The organism is Dubosiella newyorkensis (assembly GCF_001945605.1).
Lineage (GTDB): Bacteria > Bacillota_I > Bacilli_A > Erysipelotrichales > Erysipelotrichaceae > Dubosiella > Dubosiella newyorkensis.
Map to the genome: position 1 here is coordinate 137,469 of NZ_MPKA01000044.1, position 20,503 is coordinate 157,971.

The 20,503-nt window shown below is 42.3% G+C and carries 24 protein-coding genes; 19 read left to right on the forward strand and 5 right to left on the reverse strand.

Translation table 11 applies throughout. The annotated features are described in order from the left end of the window. The first annotated feature begins 8 nt into the window (after positions 1–8). The 3 genes from dnaK to BO225_RS02300 all read left to right on the forward strand — a co-directional run bounded on the left by dnaK (position 9) and on the right by BO225_RS02300 (position 4,636). The gene (gene dnaK / locus BO225_RS02290; protein WP_076340657.1) at positions 9–1,817 is read left to right on the forward strand and encodes a molecular chaperone DnaK; all 1,809 of its coding nucleotides are present in this window, start codon (positions 9–11) and stop codon (positions 1,815–1,817) included. 81 nt (positions 1,818–1,898) lie between these two features. Then, positions 1,899–3,026, forward strand: a complete 1,128-nt coding sequence (gene dnaJ / locus BO225_RS02295) for a molecular chaperone DnaJ (protein ID WP_076340658.1) — start codon at positions 1,899–1,901, stop codon at positions 3,024–3,026. A gap of 152 nt (positions 3,027–3,178) precedes the next feature. Next, the gene (locus BO225_RS02300; RefSeq protein ID WP_076340659.1) at positions 3,179–4,636 is read left to right on the forward strand and encodes an ATP-binding protein; all 1,458 of its coding nucleotides are present in this window, start codon (positions 3,179–3,181) and stop codon (positions 4,634–4,636) included. Positions 4,637–4,686: 50 nt separating this feature from the next. Here BO225_RS02300 and BO225_RS02305 read toward each other — a convergent pair whose 3' ends face one another. The 3 genes from BO225_RS02305 to BO225_RS02315 all read right to left on the reverse strand — a co-directional run bounded on the left by BO225_RS02305 (position 4,687) and on the right by BO225_RS02315 (position 6,978). Next, positions 4,687–5,139, reverse strand: a complete 453-nt coding sequence (locus tag BO225_RS02305) for a flavodoxin family protein (protein ID WP_076340660.1) — start codon at positions 5,137–5,139, stop codon at positions 4,687–4,689. 126 nt (positions 5,140–5,265) lie between these two features. Beyond that, positions 5,266–6,108: an aldo/keto reductase gene (locus BO225_RS02310; protein WP_076340661.1), complete on the reverse strand. Its 843-nt coding sequence runs from the start codon at positions 6,106–6,108 to the stop codon at positions 5,266–5,268. A 15-nt stretch (positions 6,109–6,123) separates the two neighbouring features. Then, positions 6,124–6,978: an aldo/keto reductase gene (locus tag BO225_RS02315; protein WP_076340662.1), complete on the reverse strand. Its 855-nt coding sequence runs from the start codon at positions 6,976–6,978 to the stop codon at positions 6,124–6,126. 114 nt (positions 6,979–7,092) lie between these two features. Between BO225_RS02315 and BO225_RS02320 the strand changes: the two genes are divergently transcribed. Together BO225_RS02320 and BO225_RS02325 are read left to right on the forward strand one after the other, a co-directional pair. Next, positions 7,093–7,950: a LysR family transcriptional regulator gene (locus tag BO225_RS02320; protein ID WP_076340663.1), complete on the forward strand. Its 858-nt coding sequence runs from the start codon at positions 7,093–7,095 to the stop codon at positions 7,948–7,950. A 131-nt stretch (positions 7,951–8,081) separates the two neighbouring features. Continuing rightward, positions 8,082–8,678, forward strand: a complete 597-nt coding sequence (locus BO225_RS02325) for a helix-turn-helix transcriptional regulator (RefSeq protein WP_083632047.1) — start codon at positions 8,082–8,084, stop codon at positions 8,676–8,678. A 9-nt stretch (positions 8,679–8,687) separates the two neighbouring features. Here BO225_RS02325 and BO225_RS02330 read toward each other — a convergent pair whose 3' ends face one another. After that, positions 8,688–9,368 carry a YoaK family protein gene (locus tag BO225_RS02330; RefSeq protein WP_076340664.1) on the reverse strand — a complete coding sequence of 227 codons (681 nt, stop codon included), beginning with the start codon at positions 9,366–9,368 and terminating at the stop codon, positions 8,688–8,690. A 54-nt stretch (positions 9,369–9,422) separates the two neighbouring features. Continuing rightward, positions 9,423–9,836, reverse strand: coding sequence for a PaaI family thioesterase (locus BO225_RS02335; RefSeq protein ID WP_076340665.1), 414 nt, complete (start codon positions 9,834–9,836; stop codon positions 9,423–9,425). A gap of 177 nt (positions 9,837–10,013) precedes the next feature. Here BO225_RS02335 and BO225_RS02340 point away from each other — a divergent pair, with 177 nt between their 5' ends. From BO225_RS02340 to BO225_RS02400, 14 genes are all read left to right on the forward strand, one after another. Beyond that, positions 10,014–11,003, forward strand: coding sequence for a PTS sugar transporter subunit IIB (locus BO225_RS02340; protein WP_076340666.1), 990 nt, complete (start codon positions 10,014–10,016; stop codon positions 11,001–11,003). Between the two features lie 11 nt (positions 11,004–11,014). Next, positions 11,015–11,827, forward strand: a complete 813-nt coding sequence (locus tag BO225_RS02345; RefSeq protein ID WP_076340667.1) for a PTS mannose/fructose/sorbose transporter subunit IIC — start codon at positions 11,015–11,017, stop codon at positions 11,825–11,827. Between the two features lie 14 nt (positions 11,828–11,841). Then, positions 11,842–12,753 (forward strand): PTS system mannose/fructose/sorbose family transporter subunit IID, encoded by a 912-nt coding sequence (locus BO225_RS02350; RefSeq protein ID WP_076340668.1) that lies wholly within the window; start codon positions 11,842–11,844, stop codon positions 12,751–12,753. Positions 12,754–12,776: 23 nt separating this feature from the next. After that, a complete protein-coding gene (locus BO225_RS02355) occupies positions 12,777–13,178 on the forward strand; it encodes a DUF956 family protein (protein WP_419185469.1) in 402 nt (133 codons plus the stop codon). A 61-nt stretch (positions 13,179–13,239) separates the two neighbouring features. Beyond that, complete coding sequence (locus BO225_RS02360) at positions 13,240–13,797, forward strand: hypothetical protein (protein WP_076340669.1); 558 nt, start codon at positions 13,240–13,242, stop codon at positions 13,795–13,797. Beyond that, positions 13,794–14,582, forward strand: a complete 789-nt coding sequence (locus BO225_RS02365; protein ID WP_076340670.1) for a Cof-type HAD-IIB family hydrolase — start codon at positions 13,794–13,796, stop codon at positions 14,580–14,582. The genes BO225_RS02360 and BO225_RS02365 overlap by 4 nt, the downstream gene beginning before the upstream one ends. A 2-nt stretch (positions 14,583–14,584) precedes the next feature. Then, complete coding sequence (locus BO225_RS02370) at positions 14,585–14,917, forward strand: hypothetical protein (protein ID WP_076340671.1); 333 nt, start codon at positions 14,585–14,587, stop codon at positions 14,915–14,917. Positions 14,918–14,989: 72 nt separating this feature from the next. Beyond that, positions 14,990–16,924, forward strand: coding sequence for a BMP family ABC transporter substrate-binding protein (locus BO225_RS02375; protein WP_076340672.1), 1,935 nt, complete (start codon positions 14,990–14,992; stop codon positions 16,922–16,924). Beyond that, a complete protein-coding gene (locus BO225_RS02380; protein WP_233120272.1) occupies positions 16,893–17,492 on the forward strand; it encodes a metallophosphoesterase family protein in 600 nt (199 codons plus the stop codon). Before BO225_RS02375 ends, BO225_RS02380 begins: the two co-directional genes overlap by 32 nt. A 93-nt stretch (positions 17,493–17,585) precedes the next feature. Further along, positions 17,586–17,735: a hypothetical protein gene (locus BO225_RS12280; protein ID WP_158023776.1), complete on the forward strand. Its 150-nt coding sequence runs from the start codon at positions 17,586–17,588 to the stop codon at positions 17,733–17,735. 52 nt (positions 17,736–17,787) lie between these two features. After that, positions 17,788–18,219 carry a PTS sugar transporter subunit IIA gene (locus BO225_RS02385; protein ID WP_076340673.1) on the forward strand — a complete coding sequence of 144 codons (432 nt, stop codon included), beginning with the start codon at positions 17,788–17,790 and terminating at the stop codon, positions 18,217–18,219. A gap of 62 nt (positions 18,220–18,281) precedes the next feature. Then, complete coding sequence (locus tag BO225_RS02390; RefSeq protein ID WP_076340674.1) at positions 18,282–18,773, forward strand: PTS sugar transporter subunit IIB; 492 nt, start codon at positions 18,282–18,284, stop codon at positions 18,771–18,773. Positions 18,774–18,826: 53 nt separating this feature from the next. Then, positions 18,827–19,669 (forward strand): PTS mannose/fructose/sorbose/N-acetylgalactosamine transporter subunit IIC, encoded by an 843-nt coding sequence (locus tag BO225_RS02395; protein ID WP_076340675.1) that lies wholly within the window; start codon positions 18,827–18,829, stop codon positions 19,667–19,669. 2 nt (positions 19,670–19,671) lie between these two features. Then, a complete protein-coding gene (locus tag BO225_RS02400) occupies positions 19,672–20,487 on the forward strand; it encodes a PTS system mannose/fructose/sorbose family transporter subunit IID (protein WP_076340676.1) in 816 nt (271 codons plus the stop codon). The last annotated feature ends 16 nt before the right edge of the window (positions 20,488–20,503 follow it).

Genomic DNA, 20,503 nt, shown 5'->3' on the forward strand with positions numbered 1-20,503 from the left:
ATGAATCTATGAGTAAAATTATTGGTATTGACTTAGGTACAACAAATAGTTGTGTAGCCGTCATGGAAGGTGGAGAGGCGAAAGTCATTCCGAATCCAGAAGGAAATCGTACGACTCCAAGTGTTGTTGCCTTCAAGGGAGACGAGAGAATCATTGGTGACGCGGCAAAACGTCAAGCTGTAACAAATCCTAACACGATCTCTTCGATCAAACGTAAAATGGGAACGAGCGAAAAAGTGGATATTGATGGAAAACAATATACTCCACAAGAAATCTCGGCAATGATCCTTTCTTACTTAAGAACGTATGCGGAAGAATATTTAGGCGAGCCTGTAACCGAAGCGGTTATTACAGTTCCTGCTTACTTCAACGATGCGCAACGTCAAGCAACTAAGGATGCTGGTACGATCGCTGGATTGAAAGTCGCTCGTATCATTAACGAGCCTACAGCAGCCGCTCTTGCTTATGGTATCGATAAGACAGATAAAGAACAAAAAGTACTCGTTTACGACCTTGGTGGTGGAACATTCGATGTAAGTATCTTGGATCTTGCGGATGGTACTTTTGAAGTATTGTCTACAAATGGTGATACGCACCTTGGTGGTGATGATTTCGATAACAAAGTCGTTGATTGGATCGTTGCTCAATTCCAGAAGGAAAATGGAATCGATTTGAAAAACGATAAGATGGCTATGCAGCGGATCAAGGAAGCTGCGGAGAAAGCGAAGAAAGATCTTAGCGCTACGATGCAGACTCAAATCTCGCTTCCATTCATTTCAGCAGGCCCTAATGGACCACTTCACTTTGATGCGACTTTGACACGTGCAAAATTCAATGAAATGACGAAGGATCTTGTAGAGCGTACGATCGTTCCGATCGAAAAAGCTTTGCGTGATGCGGGTTTGACTGTAAATGATATCGATCAAGTCCTTCTTGTTGGTGGATCGACTCGTATCCCTGCTGTTCAAGAGGCGGTTAAAAAAGCGACTGGCAAAGAGCCAAATAAATCGGTCAACCCAGATGAGGCGGTTGCTCTTGGTGCAGCCATCCAAGGTGGTGTCCTTGCCGGTGATGTAAAAGATGTATTGTTGTTGGATGTTACTCCATTGACTTTAGGTATCGAGACTATGGGTGGCGTTATGACTCCACTGATCGAACGGAACACAACGATTCCTACTAAGAAATCGCAAATCTTCTCGACAGCTGCCGATAACCAACCTGCTGTAGATATTCGTGTCCTTCAAGGTGAGCGCCCTATGGCCAACGACAACAAAGAGCTCGGTAACTTCCAATTGACAGGTATTGCTCCAGCTCGTCGTGGACAACCTCAGATCGAAGTTACATTTGATATCGACGCCAACGGTATCGTTAACGTATCCGCAAAAGATAAAGCTACAGGTAAAGAACAATCGATCACGATCCAAAACACAAATGGATTGAGCGAGGACGAAATCAACCGTATGGTTGCTGAGGCTGAAGCCAACAAGGCGGAAGACCAAAAGCGTAAAGAGGCGGTTGAAGAACGGAATAAAGCGGAAAGCTTCATCGCTCAAATCGATGCGATGCTCGAAGACAACGGCGATAAGATCGGTGAAAACGAGAAGGCTGAAGTTCAAAAATTGCGTGATGACTTGCAGAAAGCTCTTGATGAAAACAACATGGATGAAGTCAAGTCTAAGATGGATGCTTTGGAAAAAGCAGCGCAAGCCGCTAGCCAAGCAATGTATACGGGCGCTTCTCAGCAACCAAATCAAGATGCCAACAATACATCCAACAATAACGATGATGTAGTTGACGCTGAATTCACTGAAAAGTAAAATAGATTCGTTACATGCAAATCAATAAGATAAGAAGTTCTTCGGGACTTCTTTATCTTGTATTAGAGAGGGAGGGATAGCATGGCAGAAAACAAAAGGGATTATTATGAGGTTTTAGGTGTCGATCGAACTTCGAGCACTGAACAAATCAAGAAAGCATATAGAAAGCTGGCCATGAAGTATCATCCTGATGTGAACAAGGAACCTGGGGCGGAAGATCGTTTTAAGGAGATCAATGAGGCCTATGAAGTGCTGAGCGATGAGACGAAACGGAAAAACTACGATATGTATGGTTTTGCGGGTGTGGATTCGAGCTTTGGCGGCGCTGGCGGATTCAACGCTGGCGGTTTTGGTGGCTTCGATGATCTAGGCGATATTTTCAGTTCGTTCTTTGGAGGTGGCTTCGCCTCTTCTTCAAGAGGATATCGTCAAGCGAACCAGCCTCGTCAAGGCTCGGATCGTTATATGGAAATGCGCATCAACTTTATGGATGCTGTCTTTGGAAAGACCGAATCGATTTCTTTGGATGTGGATGAACCGTGCAAACATTGTCATGGGACTGGCGCCGAATCGAAAGAGGATATCGAGGTATGTTCTGAATGTCATGGAACAGGAACGGTCATGGAACAGATCAATACGCCTTTTGGTCGGATCCAGCAACAAAAAGTTTGTGGCAAATGTCATGGTACGGGAGAAACGATCAAAGAAAAATGCCATGTCTGTCACGGAAAGGGCTACGAACATAAAAAGGTCAAGCTCGATATCAAGATTCCAGAAGGAATTTTGACAGGACAGCAGATCCGTATTCCGGGAAAAGGCAATGTTGGAGAAAATGGAGGGCCAAACGGCGACCTTTATATTGAGATCATCGTAAATCCTGATCCAGTCTTCACTCGTCAAGGAAATGATATTCATGTGACGGTTCCGATCAGCGCGATTGACGCGACGATTGGCGCGACATTAGAAGTTCCTACGGTTCATGGAAAAGTTGAATTGAAGATTCCAGAAGGAACCCAGCCAGATCAAGTGTTCCGCTTAAAGGGAAAAGGGGTCAAGAGCAATCGCGGACAAGGAGATGAGCTTGTCAAAGTGAAAGTTCAGATTCCAAAGAAAGTCTCGAAAAAAGAGCGCGAGCTTTATGAACAGATCCGTAGCGGAAAACACGCGAGCGTATTCGATAAGATCAAAGACGCTTTTGATGGTAACTAAAACAAGACTATAAAACGTCTTGTTTTTTTTATTCGAGAGAAATCGTTAATTCTTGAAAAATCGTTGATAAATTCGAGAAAAATCGTTAATTCTTCATAAAATCGTTGATAAATTCGAGAAAATCTTTATCTTTAAGAGTAAGGAGATATAAAATGTTGAAAGAAGAATTGCGAGAACTTGTTAAGCAAATTCAAATCGATCGTTGTGAAACGAATCGTATTGAACTTAAAAGCGCTCAGCAAGGATGTCCTAAGAAGCTCTATGGCACATTATCCTCGTTTTCGAATCAAGATGAAGGAGGTGTGATTATTTTTGGAATTGATGAATCAAATTTTAATATTTGTGGGGTCTATGATGCGAATGATCTTCAGAAAAAAATCAATGCAAAATGCAAAGAAATGATTCCAGCAGTTCGGGCTCACATGAGCGTATGTACTATCGATGATCAGCAAGTAGTATCCGCTGAAATTCCAGGAGTCGATTATACGCAAAGACCAGTGTATTATTCTGGAAAAGGAATCGTTAAAGGTTCTTATGTTCGAGTTGGTGATAGCGATGAGCCAATGAGCGAATATGAAGTGTATAAATATCAAGCTTATAAAAAAGGGATCCATGAAGAGCAAAGGATCGTTAAAGATGGATGGGTTTTGCAAGATCAAGACCGAATAAAGAAATATTTAGATGCGGTCAAAAAAGATCGGCCCAATTTATTTTCAACTTTGAGTGATCAAGATATTTTGAAAATGATGAAAGTAGAAAAAGAACAGCTACCAACTATAGCGGGGCTCTTTGTTTTTTCCAAATTTCCTCAAAGCGCGTTTCCAGATCTATGCGTGACAGCTGTTGTGATTCCTGGACTGAATCGAGGAGATGAGATAGACGGAAGTGTCCGCTTTCTAGACAATCGTCGAATAACGGGTTCGATTCCCGATATGCTTGAAGAAACGATAGAATTTATTTCTAAAAATAGTCGACATCGAACGATCATCGACCACACAGGAAAAAGAGTAGATGAACCTGAATATCCAATCCGAGCCATAAGGGAATTGGTGTTAAATGCTCTAATTCATAGAGATTATAGTATGCATACAGAAAATTCTCCCATTCGTGTGGAAATGTATAATGACCGTCTTGAAATCACGAATAGTGGAGGAATCTATGGAAGAATGCCTGTCGAAAAACTTGGCTTAGAAAGTCCAGAAACAAGAAATAGTGTGTTAACGAATCTTTTAGAAATTCTAGGATATAGTGAAAATAGATTTTCGGGGATCCCTGTTGTACGCAATGAAATGAAGAGTAGAGGCTTGCCGGAACCTGAATTTATCGATACACATCGTGAATTTAAAGTGATTCTTCGATCCGATTTATTAGAAAACAAAGACAAACAATCAAATTCTTTGTTGATCGAAGAGCAGAGACAGCTTTTGGAATATTGTAGACAACCACGATCTCGCAAAGAAATTTCTGAATATGTTGGAAAAACTCAAAATTATGTGATGCAGCAAATCATTCAGCCTCTGCTTCAACAAAACGTATTGAGGATGACTATGCCTGAAAAGCCGAAAAGTCGTTATCAAAAGTTTGTAACGAATACAGAAACGACATCATAACACGAATATTAAAAAGGAAGCCAGAATTCTAGATCCTAGTTTCCTTTTTTTTAGATTCGAGAAGAAAGAGTTCGAGCTTCCCGAAGAGTGGTGGCCATTCCTTCATAATGCATGCCATATAGAGCTCCAAAACGAGAAATCGTATATTCTCCGCTTTCCAGCATAGCCTTGGTAGGAGCAGCTCCTTGATAGACTAAAAATAATTTTTTACCATGCATAGACCCTTCTGGAACTTGACCGTAAAAACGGTCAAGAAGGACTCGAAGACCACCTGACAAGTTGTGCCAATAGACAGGAGAGCCAAGAACGACGACATCCGCTTTTTTGATCTTTTCGAGAATTTCATCAAATTGATCGCCAGGAAGTCTCGAACCATACGAATTGATTCGATAATCTGCTAACGTGATCATCTCATAAGAATGTCCTTCCAGAAGAGCGGCCGCAAGCCGAGCTGTATTTCCGTTCTTTTCAGGGCTTGAATTGATAAATAAAATTCTTTCCATATCCTTCTCCTTTTTATTCAAGACGATTATTGATCCTCCAAGATAGAGACAATTGTGTCAGACTTAGCGTCTGTGCATCGAGAAATTTGATAAAGCTTGGAAAAAGCTTCGGCTTATCGTACGATTTTAATGAAGCTTGAACAAAGATTCGATGATCGCAGGATCATAGTGATCAAAGAAGCTGCTTGTTTTCTCGTCGAGGGAAGCGATTTTTTTCATATCCTCTTTTGTTAATTCAAAATCAAAGATATCGATATTTTGTTCCATTCTTTCTTTTTTTACCGATTTGGAAAGGGGGACGATATTCCTTTGAACAAGCCAGCGCAAAATAACTTGCGCGACACTTTTCTGATGTTCTTCGGCAATTTCGCTTAATATTGGATTCGTGAACATATTGTTTCGACCTTCCGCAAACGGCGCCCAAGCCTCCATTTGAATGCCATATTTTTCATTCCATTTTTGGGCTTCGATCTGCTGCATGAACGGATTGACCTCGACTTGATTGACGGAGGGAATGATTTCAACATTCAAACAAAGATCGACAAGACGATCTGGAAAGAAGTTGCTTACACCAATAGCGCGGATCTTACCTTCTTTATACAAATCTTCTAACGCTCGATAAGCCCCATAATAGTCCGCATACGCTTGATGAAGCAAAACAAGGTCAATATAATCGACTCCCAATTTTTTTAAAGACTCTTCCACCGACGCTTTACATTTGTCGTAGCCATAATTTGTGATCCAAACCTTTGTGGTGATAAACAATTCTTCGCGAGGAACCGATGTTTGAGCAATCGCTTTTCCGACAGCTTCTTCATTGCCATACGATTGGGCGGTATCGATCAAACGATAGCCCGTTTCGATCGCTTCTAAAACGGCCTTTGTGCATTCTTCTGGATCTTGAACTTGAAACACTCCAAAACCAGCTGCAGGCATTTGAATACCATTGTTCAATCGCTTTTCTTTCATATTTTCTCCTTTAATTTATTCGTGGATCTTGATCGCGGTCAGTCGTTTTTCGACAGCAGGATCTTCAGGATCGTGCGTTCCTTTTCCCGTATCGAGTGTTCGGATCGCGTCCATATCCTCTTGACTCAATTCAAAATTTTGAATATCTAGATTGGTAGCCATATGTTCTGGATTTAACGATTTTGGCAAAGAGACGATTCCTTCTTGATAAAGCCAGCGAAGAATGACCTGGACTGTTGATTTATTATGTTTCTTTGCGATTTCCTGCAAGAGTGGATTGGATAGAAGCTCTTTATTTCCATGACCGAGCGGATACCAAGCCTCTACTACTATCCCATAAGGTTCCATGATCTTTCGCAGCTCTTTTTGCTGGAAGGTCGGATTGCATTCGACTTGATTGACGCCAGGAAGGATCCGGCAATCCTTGATAAAAGATTCAAAGATCTTAGGTGTTTGGTTTGAGATCCCGATCGCTTTGAGCTTTCCTGCATCTACCGCTTCTTCCATCGCCTTCCAGGCATCTTTTAAGTCTCCATAAGGCTGATGGATCAAATAAAGATCGATATAATCCGTATCTAAATTTTTTAAGGATTGCTCAATTCCATATTTAGCACCTTCATAACTGTTGTCCTGTACCCACAATTTAGAGGTAATAAAAACATCTTCTCGTTTTAATCCAGAATCTTTGATCGCTTTTGCGACATCCGTTTCGTTGCCATATCCTGCTGCCGTATCGATATGACGATATCCGCATTTCAGCGCGTTCAATACAGCCTCATAACAAGGACCATCGTTAGAGATCAAAAATGTGCCAAACCCTTCGGAAGGAATTTGCGTTCCCGAATTTAATGAGATCATCAATGGTTTCATCGTGCTTTCTCCTTTTTTTTCTTCTTACAATATTTATTTTATTTGGATTGTGGCGAGCGTCCACTATCGCTTGGACATCATGCTATAATTAAAAAGTATAGTAGGAGAACACATATGGAATTTGATCAATTGGAGTATTTGATTGCTTTTGGAAAATATAGAACTTTATCGAAAGCTGCTGAAAAATTAAATATTTCGCAGCCCGCCTTGACGCGAGCGATGCAAAAGCTTGAGTTCGATTTTAAAGTTCCGTTGTTTGCGAGAACCAAAAATCGGATCGTCTTCAATGAAAATGGAGAGTTTGCCTTGAAATTGGCGCAAGATATGATCCGACAAAAAGAAGCGATGTATCGGAAAATTCTCGCGTTCGATCAAGCCAACCAGCATATCGTGATCGACTCATGTGCCCCAATGCCTTTAGCGGGCTTTCGGCATTTGCTTTTGAAAAAAAAAACCAGCCAACAGATCACAAGTGAACTTGAAGAGGATGAGGAGATGATCATTGAAGCGGTATTAGAAGGACAAGTCACGATTGGAATCTTAAGTCGTCCTATATCGATCAAAGGGTTTCGGTGCTTACATCTCTGTTCAGAACGATTGTATTTATCGTTGCGAAAAGACCATGAATTTGCTCATGAGAAAAGTTTAAGTTTTCAACAAATCGACGGAATGAGCATTCTAGTGAAAAAGGAAATTGGTGTTTGGGCCGCTCTTTGTCGAAAGGCGCTTCCCAAAAGTAAATTGCTGTTTCAAGAGAATCGAGAAGTCTACGATGAAATCATGCGAATGTCGATCTTGCCTGTATTTCGTACCGATCTTTCTTCCAAAAAAGATGATGACAGCCGCGTCTTGATCCCGATCAAGGATCGATTTGCCCAACTTGATTTTTATGTTTTCTATTCTTCAGAACTCGATACCCGTTTCCGAAAGATCATCGAAAACTTTGACGAAGTAGATTGGAGAGCGGTTTGATCTTCTAATCTTATGAATATCCTATTTTTGAATGTGAAATATAGGAAAAAAGATCAAAACAGCCGATGGAAAAAAGCTTTGACAGACAAATCAAAAAGAACAAGATAGGATGAAGCCACAAGGAGGAAAGCATGAACCAAGAAGAACAAGAAAAGAAATGCTTGTATCTAGGAAGCCGTCTTCAAAGACTGCGCGCCCAATACAACTGGTCGCAGCAAGAACTCGCTGATCAAGTTTATGTGACTCGTCAGACAATTTCCAATTGGGAGACGGGTAAGAATTATCCGGACCTGCAGAGCTTGTTGTTGTTGAGCAAGATCTTTGCGATAAGCCTAGATGACCTTGTAAAAGGAGACTTAGAAATTATGCGTGAAACGATCAAACGTTCCGACATCCATTCTATGTATGTTTATACATACTTGATGATCGGTTTAATTATGGCCGCGATCATCGCCTTTGGATTGGCGATCCATCGATTTGGATGGCCAGGGTATCTTTTAGCCATCGTTCTTTACTTCCTTTCTTTAGTGGTGGCGATTCGAATCGAAAAAATCAAAAAACAATACGATGTCCAGACGTATCGAGAGATCTCGGCATTTATGGAAGGAAAAAGATTGAACGAGATCGAAACGATCCGTGAATCGGGCAAAAGAGGATATCAAAACATCTTTAAAGTTGTGGCAGGCGCGCTGATCGGAATCTTGATTTGTCTCGTGTTGTTCCACTAAAAAAGCCGCTTAGGCGGATTTTTTCGCTTTATAAAGAAAATAAACATCGATGCTTAAGCATACAGCGGCGATCAGCGTCACATAGTGCCCGATCAGACGAGAAAGAAAAGCGCCGATCGTAACGCTTACTAAAAAGACGAAGACCAAGATCACACTCAATATAAAACGGTACAGATCATCGTTGTCTTTTAAATGAATATATTTAACGAGTCTTTCTACGGCTTCTCTTAAATTTCCATTGAGATAGACGGTCGCTAAAGGAATATGGTGGATCCTGCGAAAGGCGATCGCCTGCATGCCGCATACTAATCCAAAAAGCGGATTGGCCAATGCGTTCCAAGAAAGGGGAAGCAAACTCGCTATAATGATCAAAACGATTTCACAAAGAGCGGGCGCGATCCGCCATCCCTTTCTTTTATCATGCATTTGAAAGTGTGTTCCAAGCACGACGCCAATCACAAATAAAAGCACTGGAAACGTGTATTTTAAGATTTGTGAAAAATCACCATTCGAAATATCGATCCCAAGATACAGCAAGTTTCCTGTCTGGCTGGATGCGAAGACTTTTCCTCGCGTGACATAGCATCCAGAATCTAAGATGCCTACGCAAGCCGATGCCAAAACGCCAACGAGCAAAGAATCCTCGCCATAATGTTCATCTTCAATGATTTGTTTTACGGGTTCGATCATAGAAATAAAGCTCCTTTTCTTAATTCTAAAAGGAAAGATGGAGTTTGAGAAAAGTTATGCTTTTTTTAGAAAGAACATCGTAAACGTGGCGCGGCACAACAAGTCGTCGTGATCGTTGAAAATAAACACTTCATAGACACCAATCGTTTTTCCGGCACTGATCTGGTTAGCGATCCCGATCAGTTTTCCACCTGTTCCAGGCTTGATATAGTTGATCGTTCCACTCAGCGTGACACTATCTCTTCCTGTCGCAAAACTCGCCGATCCCGCGACCGTATCGGCTAGAGAAAACAAAGCCCCGCCATGAACAAACCCGTGAATATTGAGGATCTGTTCATCGATGACCATTTCCACTTTCGCGTAGCCTTCATCCAGCTCGACGACTTTCATATCGTTGCTTTGAAGATATTGACTGCCCGAATTTAAGCGGGCCATAAGCGATTCCAATTCTTTTTTTGTATGTTTCATACAGGTATTTTACAAAAAACCATAAAAAAAAGAAAATGCATTTGAATTGTGTGTAAATATTCGTTATGTTAAGATATTCGTGAAATGTAAGAGCTTTTATTATTTTATACGCAAACCCAATATTGGTTTCAGTTTTAGAAATATGTGAACAATCACATAAAAACAAGGAGGAAAAATATGGTCGGTATCGTAATAGCCAGCCATGGTGAGTTCGCAAGTGGTATTTTTCAATCCGGACAAATGATTTTTGGAGAACAACCAAATGTCAAAGCCTGTACCTTGATGCCACATGAAGGACCGGATGACATTCGCAAAAAAATGGAAGACGCGATCGCCTCTTTTGAAGATCCAGAACAAGTGCTGTTCTTGATCGATCTTTGGGGAGGAACACCGTTCAACCAAGCCAATGCGCTCTTTGACGGTCATGAAAAAACATGGGCGATCGTGACAGGCTTGAATCTACCAATGCTTATTGAATCGTACGCATCGAGAATGAGCATGGACAATGCCCAAGAGATCGCTGCGCACGTGATGCAATCCGCAAAAGAAGGTATCATGATCAAGCCAGAAGATCTAGCGCCAAAAGAAGAAAAAAAGGAAGAAGTCAAATCCAATCAGCCAACGGGCGCGATCCCAGAAGGAACCGTGCTTGGCGATGGACACATTAAATATGTGCTAGCGCGGATCGATTCTCGTCTACTGCATGGACAAGTCGCTACATCATGGACAAAATCAACACAACCAGACAGGATCATCGTCGTCTCAGATGGTGTCGCGCACGATCGTCTCCGCAAAAATATGATCATTCAAGCGGCGCCTCCAGGAGTCAAAGTCAATGTCGTCCCGATCAAAAAGATGATCGAGGTGGCCAAGGATCCGCGATTCGGCGCTACAAAAGCGATGGTTTTGTTCGAAACGCCACAAGACGCTTTAAAAGCGATCGAAGGAGGCGTAGATATCAAGACCCTCAATGTAGGAAGCATGGCGCATTCTGAAGGAAAAGTCGCCGTCAATAAAGTGTTATCGTTCAATCAAAACGATGTGGATACGTATGAGAAGCTGAAAAAACTTGGCGTAAAATTCGATGTTCGAAAGGTGCCAAACGATTCAGGTGAAAACATGGACGCGATTCTGCAAAAAGCAAAAGCAGAAATCGCTAAGAAATAGGAGAAAGATCGATGTCAATATTCACGATTATCATGATAATCTTAATTGCCTTTCTTGCAGGGATGGGCGGTATTCTCGATGAATTCCAATTCCATCAACCTCTTGTAGCCTGCACATTGATCGGCATGGTTTCTGGTCAGCTAGAAGCTGGCGTCATACTTGGTGGAAGCTTGCAGATGATCGCGCTTGGCTGGGCCAACATTGGAGCAGCCGTCGCGCCCGATGCAGCCCTTGCCTCTGTGGCCAGCGCCATCATTCTTGTTCAAAGTGGAATGGGCGTGGAAGGAATCGGTTCTTCGATCGCTGTTGCGATCCCACTCGCTGTTGCTGGTTTGTTCTTGACGATGCTTGCCCGTACATTAGCCGTACCGATGGTACATATGATGGATAAAGCAGCTGAAAATGCAGAATTTGGAAAGATCCAATTGTGGCAAGTGTTAGCCATTTGCATGCAAGGACTTCGTATCGCGATCCCGGCAGCCGCTTTGTTGTTCATTCCAGCAGAAATCGTTCAAAACTTCTTGCAAAGCATGCCGGCTTGGTTGACGGACGGTATGTCGATTGGTGGAGGCATGGTCGTAGCGGTTGGTTACGCGATGGTCATCAATATGATGGCGACTCGCGAAGTTTGGCCATTCTTTGCGATCGGTTTCTGTATTGCTGCGATCAGCGAATTGACTTTGATGGCTATTGGTGCGATCGGTGTCGCTTTCGCGCTGATCTACCTTCAACTCTACGATCGTGGAGCAGCCGCAAACGCAGGCGGAGTTGGAAACGGCAACTCTGGCGATCCTCTAGGCGATATCCTAGACGATTATGAATAAAAAAGGAGAGTATCATGGCAGAAAAAGTAAGGCTCGATAAAAAAGAGAGAATGCAGGTCGCTTGGCGCTCCACCTTTTTACAAGGTTCATGGAACTATGAACGAATGCAAAACGGGGGATTTTGTTATGCGATGATCCCAGCCATCAAGGCGTTATACAAAAATAAAGAAGATCAAGTCGCCGCTTTGAAGCGACACTTAGAATTCTTCAACACCCATCCATATATGGCGTCTCCGATCATTGGTGTCACGCTTGCGCTCGAAGAAGATCGCGCGCATGGTTCGAATGTAGACGATCAAACGATCAACGGTGTCAAAGTCGGTATGATGGGTCCTTTAGCAGGCGTTGGTGATCCAGTCTTCTGGTTTACGCTTCGTCCTATGCTTGGCGCATTAGGCGCTTCCTTGGCTATGTCCGGAAACGTTTTAGGACCGATCATCTTCTTCTTGGCATGGAATATCATTCGTTGGGCGTTCATGTGGTATACCCAAGAATTTGGCTATAAAGCCGGAATGAAGATCACAGACGACTTGTCTGGAGGACTTCTTCAAAAAGTGACGAAGGGAGCCTCGATCTTAGGTATGTTCGTGCTCGGCTCGCTTGTAGAGCGTTGGGTCACGATCAACTTCAAGCCAGTCGTATCGACTGTACAGCTTCAAGATGGCGCCTTTATCGATTGGGACGCTTTGATCCAAGACAAATATGGAATTCGCGAAGCGCTCATTCAACAAGGACAAGGTTTGTCTTTGACTCCAGAAAAAGTGACGACGCTCCAAGACAACTTGAACTCGTTGATTCCTGGACTCGTACCATTGTTGTTGACACTCTTCTGCATGTGGTTGCTGAAGAAGAATGTTTCACCGATCGTGATCATCATTGGCTTGTTTATCGTCGGTATTTTAGGTCACTTGATCGGACTTCTATAATATAGAAAGAATAGAGGTGGCGCATGCTAGAGGAAATGGTTGCATCAAAAAACACATCAGTCGATCTTGTCGCGAAGGGAACTTCCTTTTTAGGGTTGAGCTCTTATGGACAAATCATGGTCGGCAACAACGCTTTTGAATTTTACAACGATCGAAATGTAGCCGATTATATCCAAATTCCTTGGGAAGAAGTCGATTATGTTTGTGCATCTGTGTACTTTAAAGGCAAATGGATTCCTCGGTATGCGATCGCCACGCTTCATAATGGAACATACACATTTGCTTCGAAAGAACCATTAAAAGTGTTGAAAGCGATCAAAAAATATGTTCCAGCTGATCATATCGTTAAGTCTTTGACCTTTTTTCAAGTCGTCAAGCGTGGCTTGAAGCGAAAAGAGAAAGACCCAGCAAAAAGCGCCAATTGACGGCGCTTTTTTTTAGGAGGTTTGCTATAATGGTTGGAAAAGGAAGAAAGAAGGAAAATGTATGTTTGAAATGAATACAGGCTTACAATGGATCATTTCGATCGGATTGATCGCTTATGTGGGCTATTCCTTGTTCAAAACAGGAAAAGAATTTAGAGAATACCGCAAGAATTCGAAAGAATATCTCGCCAAACACAAGGACGCGAAAGAAGAGCATTATGGGATATGGCAATGCACGCTGCTTGTGATCATGACGATCGCTTGTTTAGGGATGGCGCTTTTTGCTCAACTATTTTCAGTGGACGAAAGCCAATTGCTGCTCTATCGAGTCGCTTATTTATGTATTGGGATCTTGTTTGTCGGATTGACAATGGAGATGTGGATCCATCGCTCGATCATTTTTACAGAAGATGGTTTTTTTATCGGAACGAGAGCATATCGTTATCGTATGATCACAACCTTGGAAAAAAGCAAGGGGATCATCAAAACGATCCGTGTTCTTTTTCAAAATGGCGATGTGATCCAAGTCTCGCTGAAGATCGGAGAACTGATACGCGTCCGCTATAATGAATTTAAGGCGATCAAAAAAGAAAAGAAAGAAAAAAGGAGACGTCGATGAAGCTCTTCCTGAGCGATGTGGATGGAACTCTTTTGAGCTATGACCATCATGTGCGCAAAGAAGATATCGAAGCGATCAAAGTCTGGCAAGCCAAAGGGGATCTTTTTGGACTCGTTAGCGGAAGAGGCTATGCGTTTTGCACCGATCTGCTCAGGGAGCATGGAATAAAAAGCGATGTTTTGATCACCAACAATGGTGCTTGCGCCTATATAAAAGATGAATGCGTCTTTTCAGATCCGATCGAGAAACAATCCGTGTTCACTGTCTTTGAAGACCTTAAAACGATGAAAGAAGCCCTTATTCCGTTTATCACGATGGACGATGGGTATCATTATGCGCGAAAAGAAGAGCTCGCTCTTCTCAAACAAAAACAAGCGCATTTGAAAAATTTTGGTGAAGGGGATGTTTTAGAAGAAGTGAAGGCGGGAAAAAAAGTATACAAGATCAGTCTTTATGTCTTTGATCCGAAAATGACCGATCGGCTCCTCGCTCTGTTTCAAGCAAAATGGCCTGCTTTGAATGTATCCAAAACGTCGATCGACTATATTGAGATCACCAATCAAGGGGTAGATAAAAGAAAAGCTTTTGACGCTTTAGAACAAAATATGGCGATCGATCGGGAACGCGTCGCTTTTATTGGAGATGGAAGCAACGATCTTCCTTTGTTTGACGCGCTCCCCCATACGTATGGCATGCCTCATACACCAGGCGAAGTAAAAAAACATGTGAATAAAATCGTCACTTCTATAGAAGAGGCGATCAAGATAGAAGAAGGAAGAATTTGATTATGTCAAGAAAACGAAAAGCAGGACCTCGGGCGACCGCCGCTTCGATGGTCTTGGAAACTTTAAAAAAAAGAAAGGCGTTTGATTCCAAGAGCGCGATTCCAGTTTCCGCCTTTAAAGATCTGCCTTTAGCGACAAAGACATTGGCGTATACGATCGCTAATTTGGTCGAGGAGGGAGTCGTTGTCCAAACAGATGGCGATCTCTATTATTATGATGAGCTTGGCTTCAAAGCGCTGGAAGTGAAGTTCGTGAAAGGATATTCGATGTTTATCGTGATTCCGATCGTTCTTTTAGTGATCGTTTTGCTCGTTCAGCATTTTTTTCATATTTAGATTGATGATGTGGCATTCCACATCATTTTTTTGTGTTCGTGTGCTACATTGAAAGAAAAAGGAGAGACGTTTATGTCAATTGAAGCGGCCGACGCGTATGCAGAAGCAAGAAAAGCGGGAAAAAAAGAAGAAGCAGAAGGGAAAGGGCTGCCCGTCCTCGATCAAATCTTACAAGATCCAAGCGAGTATGCTAAGGAAAGGATCGGAATTCGAGAAATTCCTTTAGAGCAAATCGTAGGAACGAAGACAGAAGGACGAAAGGGCGCCATGACAGGGCAGTTTTTACCTCTTTTAAAGGAAGATAGCGAATTTGCCAATAAGTGGATGCGCTTATATGACGCGCAAATCGAAGAAGGCTTGCGCGACCCGATCAAAGTATACGAATATTATCATCAATATTATGTGGAAGAGGGAAATAAACGCGTTTCTGTCATGAAGTTTTTAGGCGGCAATTCGATCATGGCGGATGTCACTCGAATCTTGCCAAAAAAAGAAAAGACCCAAAAAAGCCAGGCGTACTACGCGTATCTCGATTTTATTCGCGAACACCATCTTAATTTTATCGACTTGCCAAAAAAAGAAGAGTATAGCCAGCTTGAAAAGCTCTTGTCGCTTGGTAAAGAGGAGCGGATGAACCGAGAAAAAGAGCGCCAGATCAAAGCAGAATATGAATTGTTCAAAAAAGCGTTTGCTCAAATCAAAGACGAAGGAATGCATTTGAGCGTTGGAGAAGCGTTTCTCTTGTATTTAGAAACATATGGACTCGAGGGCTTTACTGAAAAAAGCCGGCTCGAGCTTGAAAAAGAATTGCTGCGCATCCAAGCGGATCTGCGCGCTTTTCCAAAAAAACTAGAAGCGAAGATCGAAACCCAGCCCCTCGATAAGGAACTGAAAAAAAGGATCCTGCTCAAACCAAAAGTCAATGTTGGCTTTATTTATGTGAAAGATGAAATGCGCTCGGCTTGGACAAAGCTTCATCTCGAGGGCCAAGAGTATGTCAAGCACCTCATGCCAGAAGAAGTGTATACGAAATCGTATTTTGACGCGAACACGTTGGAAGAACAAATCAGCCAGATCGAGAAGGCGATCGAAGACGGGGCGCAAGTCGTCTTTACAACGTCTCCGATCATGCTGCGGGCAAGCATCATGATGGCGGCCAAATATCCAAAAGTGCAGATCTTGAATTGTTCGCTCAATACACGAACGGGGCATTTACGGACTTATTTTGCCCGGAATTTTGAAGTTCAGTTTCTTAACGGGATGATCGCAGGGATCCTCTCGGAATCGGATGAGTTAGGCTATATCGCGGATTATCCATTTTATGGGATGATCTCTAATATCAACGCGTTCGCACTAGGAGCTAAGATGGTCAACCCTCGAGCAAGAGTATTTTTGGATTGGTCCACTGCCAAACAGACGCTGCAGACAGGCCACGAAATCAAGAACGTAGATATCACTTATATTGCAGGAGAAGAGTTCAACACGGAACTCAATTCGCCAAAAATGTTTGGCTTATACGATCTAAGCAAACAAAGATTCATGAATTTAGCAACTCGCAAATATTATTGGGGAGAATTTTATAAGCAACTTTTGACGAGTATATTGAACGGATCGTTCCGTTTGATCGAGCGTCATGGTAACGAGTCGATTAATTACTGGTGGGGATTGAGCAATGGAATGCTGGATCTCTATTTAAAAGATAGTTTGCCTAAGCAGACAAGACGTTTGATCGAAGTGATGAAGGAACACATGTCTGAGGGAGGATTCAATCTTTTTTCCACAGAAATGAAGGATCAAAAGGGCCGCATTCGCAACCATGAAAACGAATCGATGTCTTTGCAGGAAATCGCCGACATGGATTGGCTTCTAGAAAATGTGGTCGGAAAGATCCCTAAGCTTTCTGATTTTACAGAAGAGGCGCAAGAATTGATTGCCCAATATGGAATCTATTCTCTTCAGGAAGGAAGTGTGGATCATGGAATTGAAGATCCTAGCGATCAGCGATGAAGTTTCTAAAGCGCTTTATGAGTATTTTGATCCAAAAAAGCTAGAGGGAATCGATATGATCGTTTCTTGTGGGGATCTTCCAGCGTATTATTTGACCTTTTTGGCGACAGTCTTTCGAGGACCTGTCTTATATATCCATGGCAACCATGATGTCAAGTACGCGTATAAGCCTCCTGAAGGATGCATCTGCATCGAAGATACGATCTATGAATATAAAGGCGTCCGTTTTTTGGGGTTGGGAGGCTCTTATCAGTACAACAGCACAGAATGGCAGTTTACTGAAAAACAAATGGAGAAAAGAGTGCGCAAGCTCTGGTGGATGATCCGTAAATACAAAGGATTTGATGTGCTTGTCACTCATGCTCCGGCTTATCGTTTGAGCGATGGAAAGGATCTTTGCCACCGGGGATTCCGTGCTTTTCGAATTTTAATGGACAAATACGCGCCAAAATTATACTTATACGGACATGTCCATATGTCATATGGGGATTTTCCGCGTAAATTCTATTACAAGCATACGTTGTGCGTGAATGCGTACGGGTATAATGAAGTGGATTTGAGGGCTTAGGTCCTCTTTTTTTTGAATCTGTGACAATTTTCACTATGTTTATACGTCGAATCCTGAAATACTATATATAAAAGAGATTGTGGTAAGGACTGCATGTTGTTTGTGGCAAAAAGAAATGATGTTGCGAATTTTAAAGAAATTATCGAAAAGTCAACAAAAAAAGAGCAGAAATTATTCAGTAAACCTGTTAAAATTATGGATAAATATGGGAATTTTGCTCGAAAACGCTTGCATATCAAATAACATATAGATATACTTACCTTAGTAAATCACATAGTTGAGATGGAGGAGAAATATGAAATATGTAGTTATGGTAAGCCATGGCGAATTTGCTCCAGGTCTTCATTCCGCTGTTAAAATGATGACTGGAAATCGTGACGATGTATTATCCACTAGCTTGAAAGAGGATATGAGCGCGGATGAATTCGCGGCGAACTTCAAGGAACTTGTGAAAGATCTAAAACCAGGGGAAGATCAAGTGATCTTGCTTGCGGATATTTTGAGCGGATCTCCATTCACGAACGCTTTAAGCGTTTTGGATGAAAAAGGAATGCTTCAAGACTCGCTTGTGATCGCTGGAATGAACATGCCTCTTGCGATCACGGCTGTGCTCATGAAAGATAACTTTGACGATATGAACGCTTTGAAAGAAACGCTGCTTAGTGAAGGAAAAGCGGGATTGACTGAATTCGTCGTTGCTGCTAACGATGACGAAGACGATCTTTAAAATTGGGTTTAAGCGTTAGGAAGCGCTGAATCATACGATCAAAATTAGAGGAGGAAAGAAAAATGATTACTTTTATGCGTGTGGATGACCGTATCATTCACGGTCAAATCATCACTCGTTGGTCAAAAGAGTACCCTTGTGATGGAATCATCGCGGTCAACGACAAAGCGGCTACGACACCAGTTCTTGCTCAATCTTTTAAAGCAAGCACGGATAAGAAGGTGTTCGTATGGACGAAGGAACACTTCAAGGAAGTTCAAGACAAAGTTCTGAATTCTCCAAAGCGCTATTTCTTGATCACAAAGAATCCTGTGGATATGAAAGAGATCCTCGTAGATATGGATTTCAAGCCTAGCGATGTAAAAAAATTGATCATCGGACCTTGCAATGACCGTCCAGGAGCTACAAAACTTGGTCAAAACCAAAGTATCACGCAAGAAGAAGCAGACGCTCTTGAAGCGATCTACAAAAAAGGCTATGATGTTGAATTCGCGCTTTTGAAGGAAACATCGATCGGTGAATGGCCAAAATTCAGATCTAAATTCGGTTATTGATTGGGAAGAACGATAATCGGTTAGATAAATTTAAGTAAAAGGAGAAGAGTTTTATGAGTTTATTTCAAGCTATCTTGATTGGTTTGGTTTCTTGTACAGCTGCTTCCACGATTGCTTGCTTAGGTACGACAGTCGGTAACTATACGTTGAACCGTCCGCTCGTTGCATCCATGATCGTTGGTATCATTCTTGGCGATGTTTCTGGATGTATCTTAATTGGTATCCCTATGCAGGTTATGTGGATCGCGCTCGTTACACCTGGTGGAACTGTTGCATCAGACTTACGTGCCGTTTCTTATATCGGTATTCCTCTTGCCTATGTTGGCGTTAAGGCCGCTGGTATCGATCCTGCGTCCGACGAAGCGTTCCAATTGGCAAGTTCTATTTCGGCCATGACTGGTACGATCGGTATCACGTTGTTCTATGGTACAGCGATGATGAACCTGATCTGGCAGCATATTGGATGGGCAAAACTTGATAAAGGCGATTTCGAGATCGTTGGAAAAGTAGACGCTTTGATGCCTTTGATCTCTCACTTCTGCTTGTCTTTCTTGCCTGTTACTTTGCTTTGCTATTTTGGATCCGGAGCCGTTGAAGAAGTATTCAAGACGTTGGATGTATCTGTTTGGTATGTCAAGGCCCTTCTTTGCGTAGGTTCTGTTCTTCCAGCTGTTGGTATCGCGATCTTGTTGAAATCTGTGGTGAACAAAACATCTGACTTAGTATTCTTCCTTCTTGGTTTCGTTCTTGCAGCTGCAATGGGATTGACTCTTCTTGCTGCTACAGTTGTTGGTGGTGTATTCGCTTTGATCAACTACCAGATGACAATGATCAAGATCGAGGCAAACAAAGGCGGCGGAGCTGCTGTTGTCGTTGAAGAAGAGGAGGATATTTAATTATGAAAAAGATTTCTAAAAAGACATTAAATTCATCCTTCTGGCGTTGGTGGTATGGAAACTTGACTTGTTTCTCTCACGAACACATGCAGACTTTTGGTTACATGTGGGCGATGATCCCTATTTTGAAGGAATTGTACCCTACTCATGAAGAACAAGCTGAAAAGCTTCAAACATACTATGCATTCTTCAATACAGAACCTCAAATTGGATGTATCGTAGTCGGTGTTACAGCTGGTTTGGAAGAAGCTCGTGCAAATGGCGCTGAAGGAATCGATGATGAAATGATCAATGGTATCCGTGCTGGTTTGATGGGTCCATTGGCTGGTATCGGTGACTCTTTGATCGTTGGTACGTATATTCCGATCTTGTTAGGTATCGCGGTAGGTCTTGCTGAAGGCGGATCTGTGATCGGTCCTATCTTCTACATCGTAGTTTGGAATATCACATCGACTTGGTTCCAAAAATTCGTATTCGATAAAGGATATTCTCTTGGTGGTTCTGCCGTAGAACTTCTCGTTGGTGAAAAGGCGACAGCGTTCCGTGAATCCGTTATCGTTATGGGTCAAGTTATCGTTGGTGCCATGGCCGCTTCTTGGGTCAACATCACTACTCCACTTCAAATCGCTACGAACTCTGAGGGTGAACCTGTAATGTTGCAGGCGAACTTAGATGGAGCGTTCCCTAAGATCTTGACAATGTTGTTTGTCGTATTCTGCTGGTGGCTCCAAGCGAAAAAAGGTTTAACACCAATCAAAGTCCTTCTTTTGATGGCAGTGATCGCTTTCGTTGGATCTGTTTTGGGTATTCTTGGATAGAATTAAAATCAGATGG

What these genes read in the sequence shown, in the direction of transcription:
- dnaK (WP_076340657.1), top strand. Translation starts at nt 9, where the DNA reads ATGAGTAAAATTATTGGTATTGACTTAGGTACAACAAATAGTTGTGTA.
- dnaJ (WP_076340658.1), top strand. Translation starts at nt 1,899, where the DNA reads ATGGCAGAAAACAAAAGGGATTATTATGAGGTTTTAGGTGTCGATCGA.
- BO225_RS02300 (WP_076340659.1), top strand. Translation starts at nt 3,179, where the DNA reads ATGTTGAAAGAAGAATTGCGAGAACTTGTTAAGCAAATTCAAATCGAT.
- BO225_RS02305 (WP_076340660.1), bottom strand. Translation starts at nt 5,139, where the DNA reads ATGGAAAGAATTTTATTTATCAATTCAAGCCCTGAAAAGAACGGAAAT.
- BO225_RS02310 (WP_076340661.1), bottom strand. Translation starts at nt 6,108, where the DNA reads ATGAAAGAAAAGCGATTGAACAATGGTATTCAAATGCCTGCAGCTGGT.
- BO225_RS02315 (WP_076340662.1), bottom strand. Translation starts at nt 6,978, where the DNA reads ATGAAACCATTGATGATCTCATTAAATTCGGGAACGCAAATTCCTTCC.
- BO225_RS02320 (WP_076340663.1), top strand. Translation starts at nt 7,093, where the DNA reads ATGGAATTTGATCAATTGGAGTATTTGATTGCTTTTGGAAAATATAGA.
- BO225_RS02325 (WP_083632047.1), top strand. Translation starts at nt 8,082, where the DNA reads ATGAACCAAGAAGAACAAGAAAAGAAATGCTTGTATCTAGGAAGCCGT.
- BO225_RS02330 (WP_076340664.1), bottom strand. Translation starts at nt 9,368, where the DNA reads ATGATCGAACCCGTAAAACAAATCATTGAAGATGAACATTATGGCGAG.
- BO225_RS02335 (WP_076340665.1), bottom strand. Translation starts at nt 9,836, where the DNA reads ATGAAACATACAAAAAAAGAATTGGAATCGCTTATGGCCCGCTTAAAT.
- BO225_RS02340 (WP_076340666.1), top strand. Translation starts at nt 10,014, where the DNA reads ATGGTCGGTATCGTAATAGCCAGCCATGGTGAGTTCGCAAGTGGTATT.
- BO225_RS02345 (WP_076340667.1), top strand. Translation starts at nt 11,015, where the DNA reads ATGTCAATATTCACGATTATCATGATAATCTTAATTGCCTTTCTTGCA.
- BO225_RS02350 (WP_076340668.1), top strand. Translation starts at nt 11,842, where the DNA reads ATGGCAGAAAAAGTAAGGCTCGATAAAAAAGAGAGAATGCAGGTCGCT.
- BO225_RS02355 (WP_419185469.1), top strand. Translation starts at nt 12,777, where the DNA reads ATGCTAGAGGAAATGGTTGCATCAAAAAACACATCAGTCGATCTTGTC.
- BO225_RS02360 (WP_076340669.1), top strand. Translation starts at nt 13,240, where the DNA reads ATGTTTGAAATGAATACAGGCTTACAATGGATCATTTCGATCGGATTG.
- BO225_RS02365 (WP_076340670.1), top strand. Translation starts at nt 13,794, where the DNA reads ATGAAGCTCTTCCTGAGCGATGTGGATGGAACTCTTTTGAGCTATGAC.
- BO225_RS02370 (WP_076340671.1), top strand. Translation starts at nt 14,585, where the DNA reads ATGTCAAGAAAACGAAAAGCAGGACCTCGGGCGACCGCCGCTTCGATG.
- BO225_RS02375 (WP_076340672.1), top strand. Translation starts at nt 14,990, where the DNA reads ATGTCAATTGAAGCGGCCGACGCGTATGCAGAAGCAAGAAAAGCGGGA.
- BO225_RS02380 (WP_233120272.1), top strand. Translation starts at nt 16,893, where the DNA reads ATGGAATTGAAGATCCTAGCGATCAGCGATGAAGTTTCTAAAGCGCTT.
- BO225_RS12280 (WP_158023776.1), top strand. Translation starts at nt 17,586, where the DNA reads ATGTTGTTTGTGGCAAAAAGAAATGATGTTGCGAATTTTAAAGAAATT.
- BO225_RS02385 (WP_076340673.1), top strand. Translation starts at nt 17,788, where the DNA reads ATGAAATATGTAGTTATGGTAAGCCATGGCGAATTTGCTCCAGGTCTT.
- BO225_RS02390 (WP_076340674.1), top strand. Translation starts at nt 18,282, where the DNA reads ATGATTACTTTTATGCGTGTGGATGACCGTATCATTCACGGTCAAATC.
- BO225_RS02395 (WP_076340675.1), top strand. Translation starts at nt 18,827, where the DNA reads ATGAGTTTATTTCAAGCTATCTTGATTGGTTTGGTTTCTTGTACAGCT.
- BO225_RS02400 (WP_076340676.1), top strand. Translation starts at nt 19,672, where the DNA reads ATGAAAAAGATTTCTAAAAAGACATTAAATTCATCCTTCTGGCGTTGG.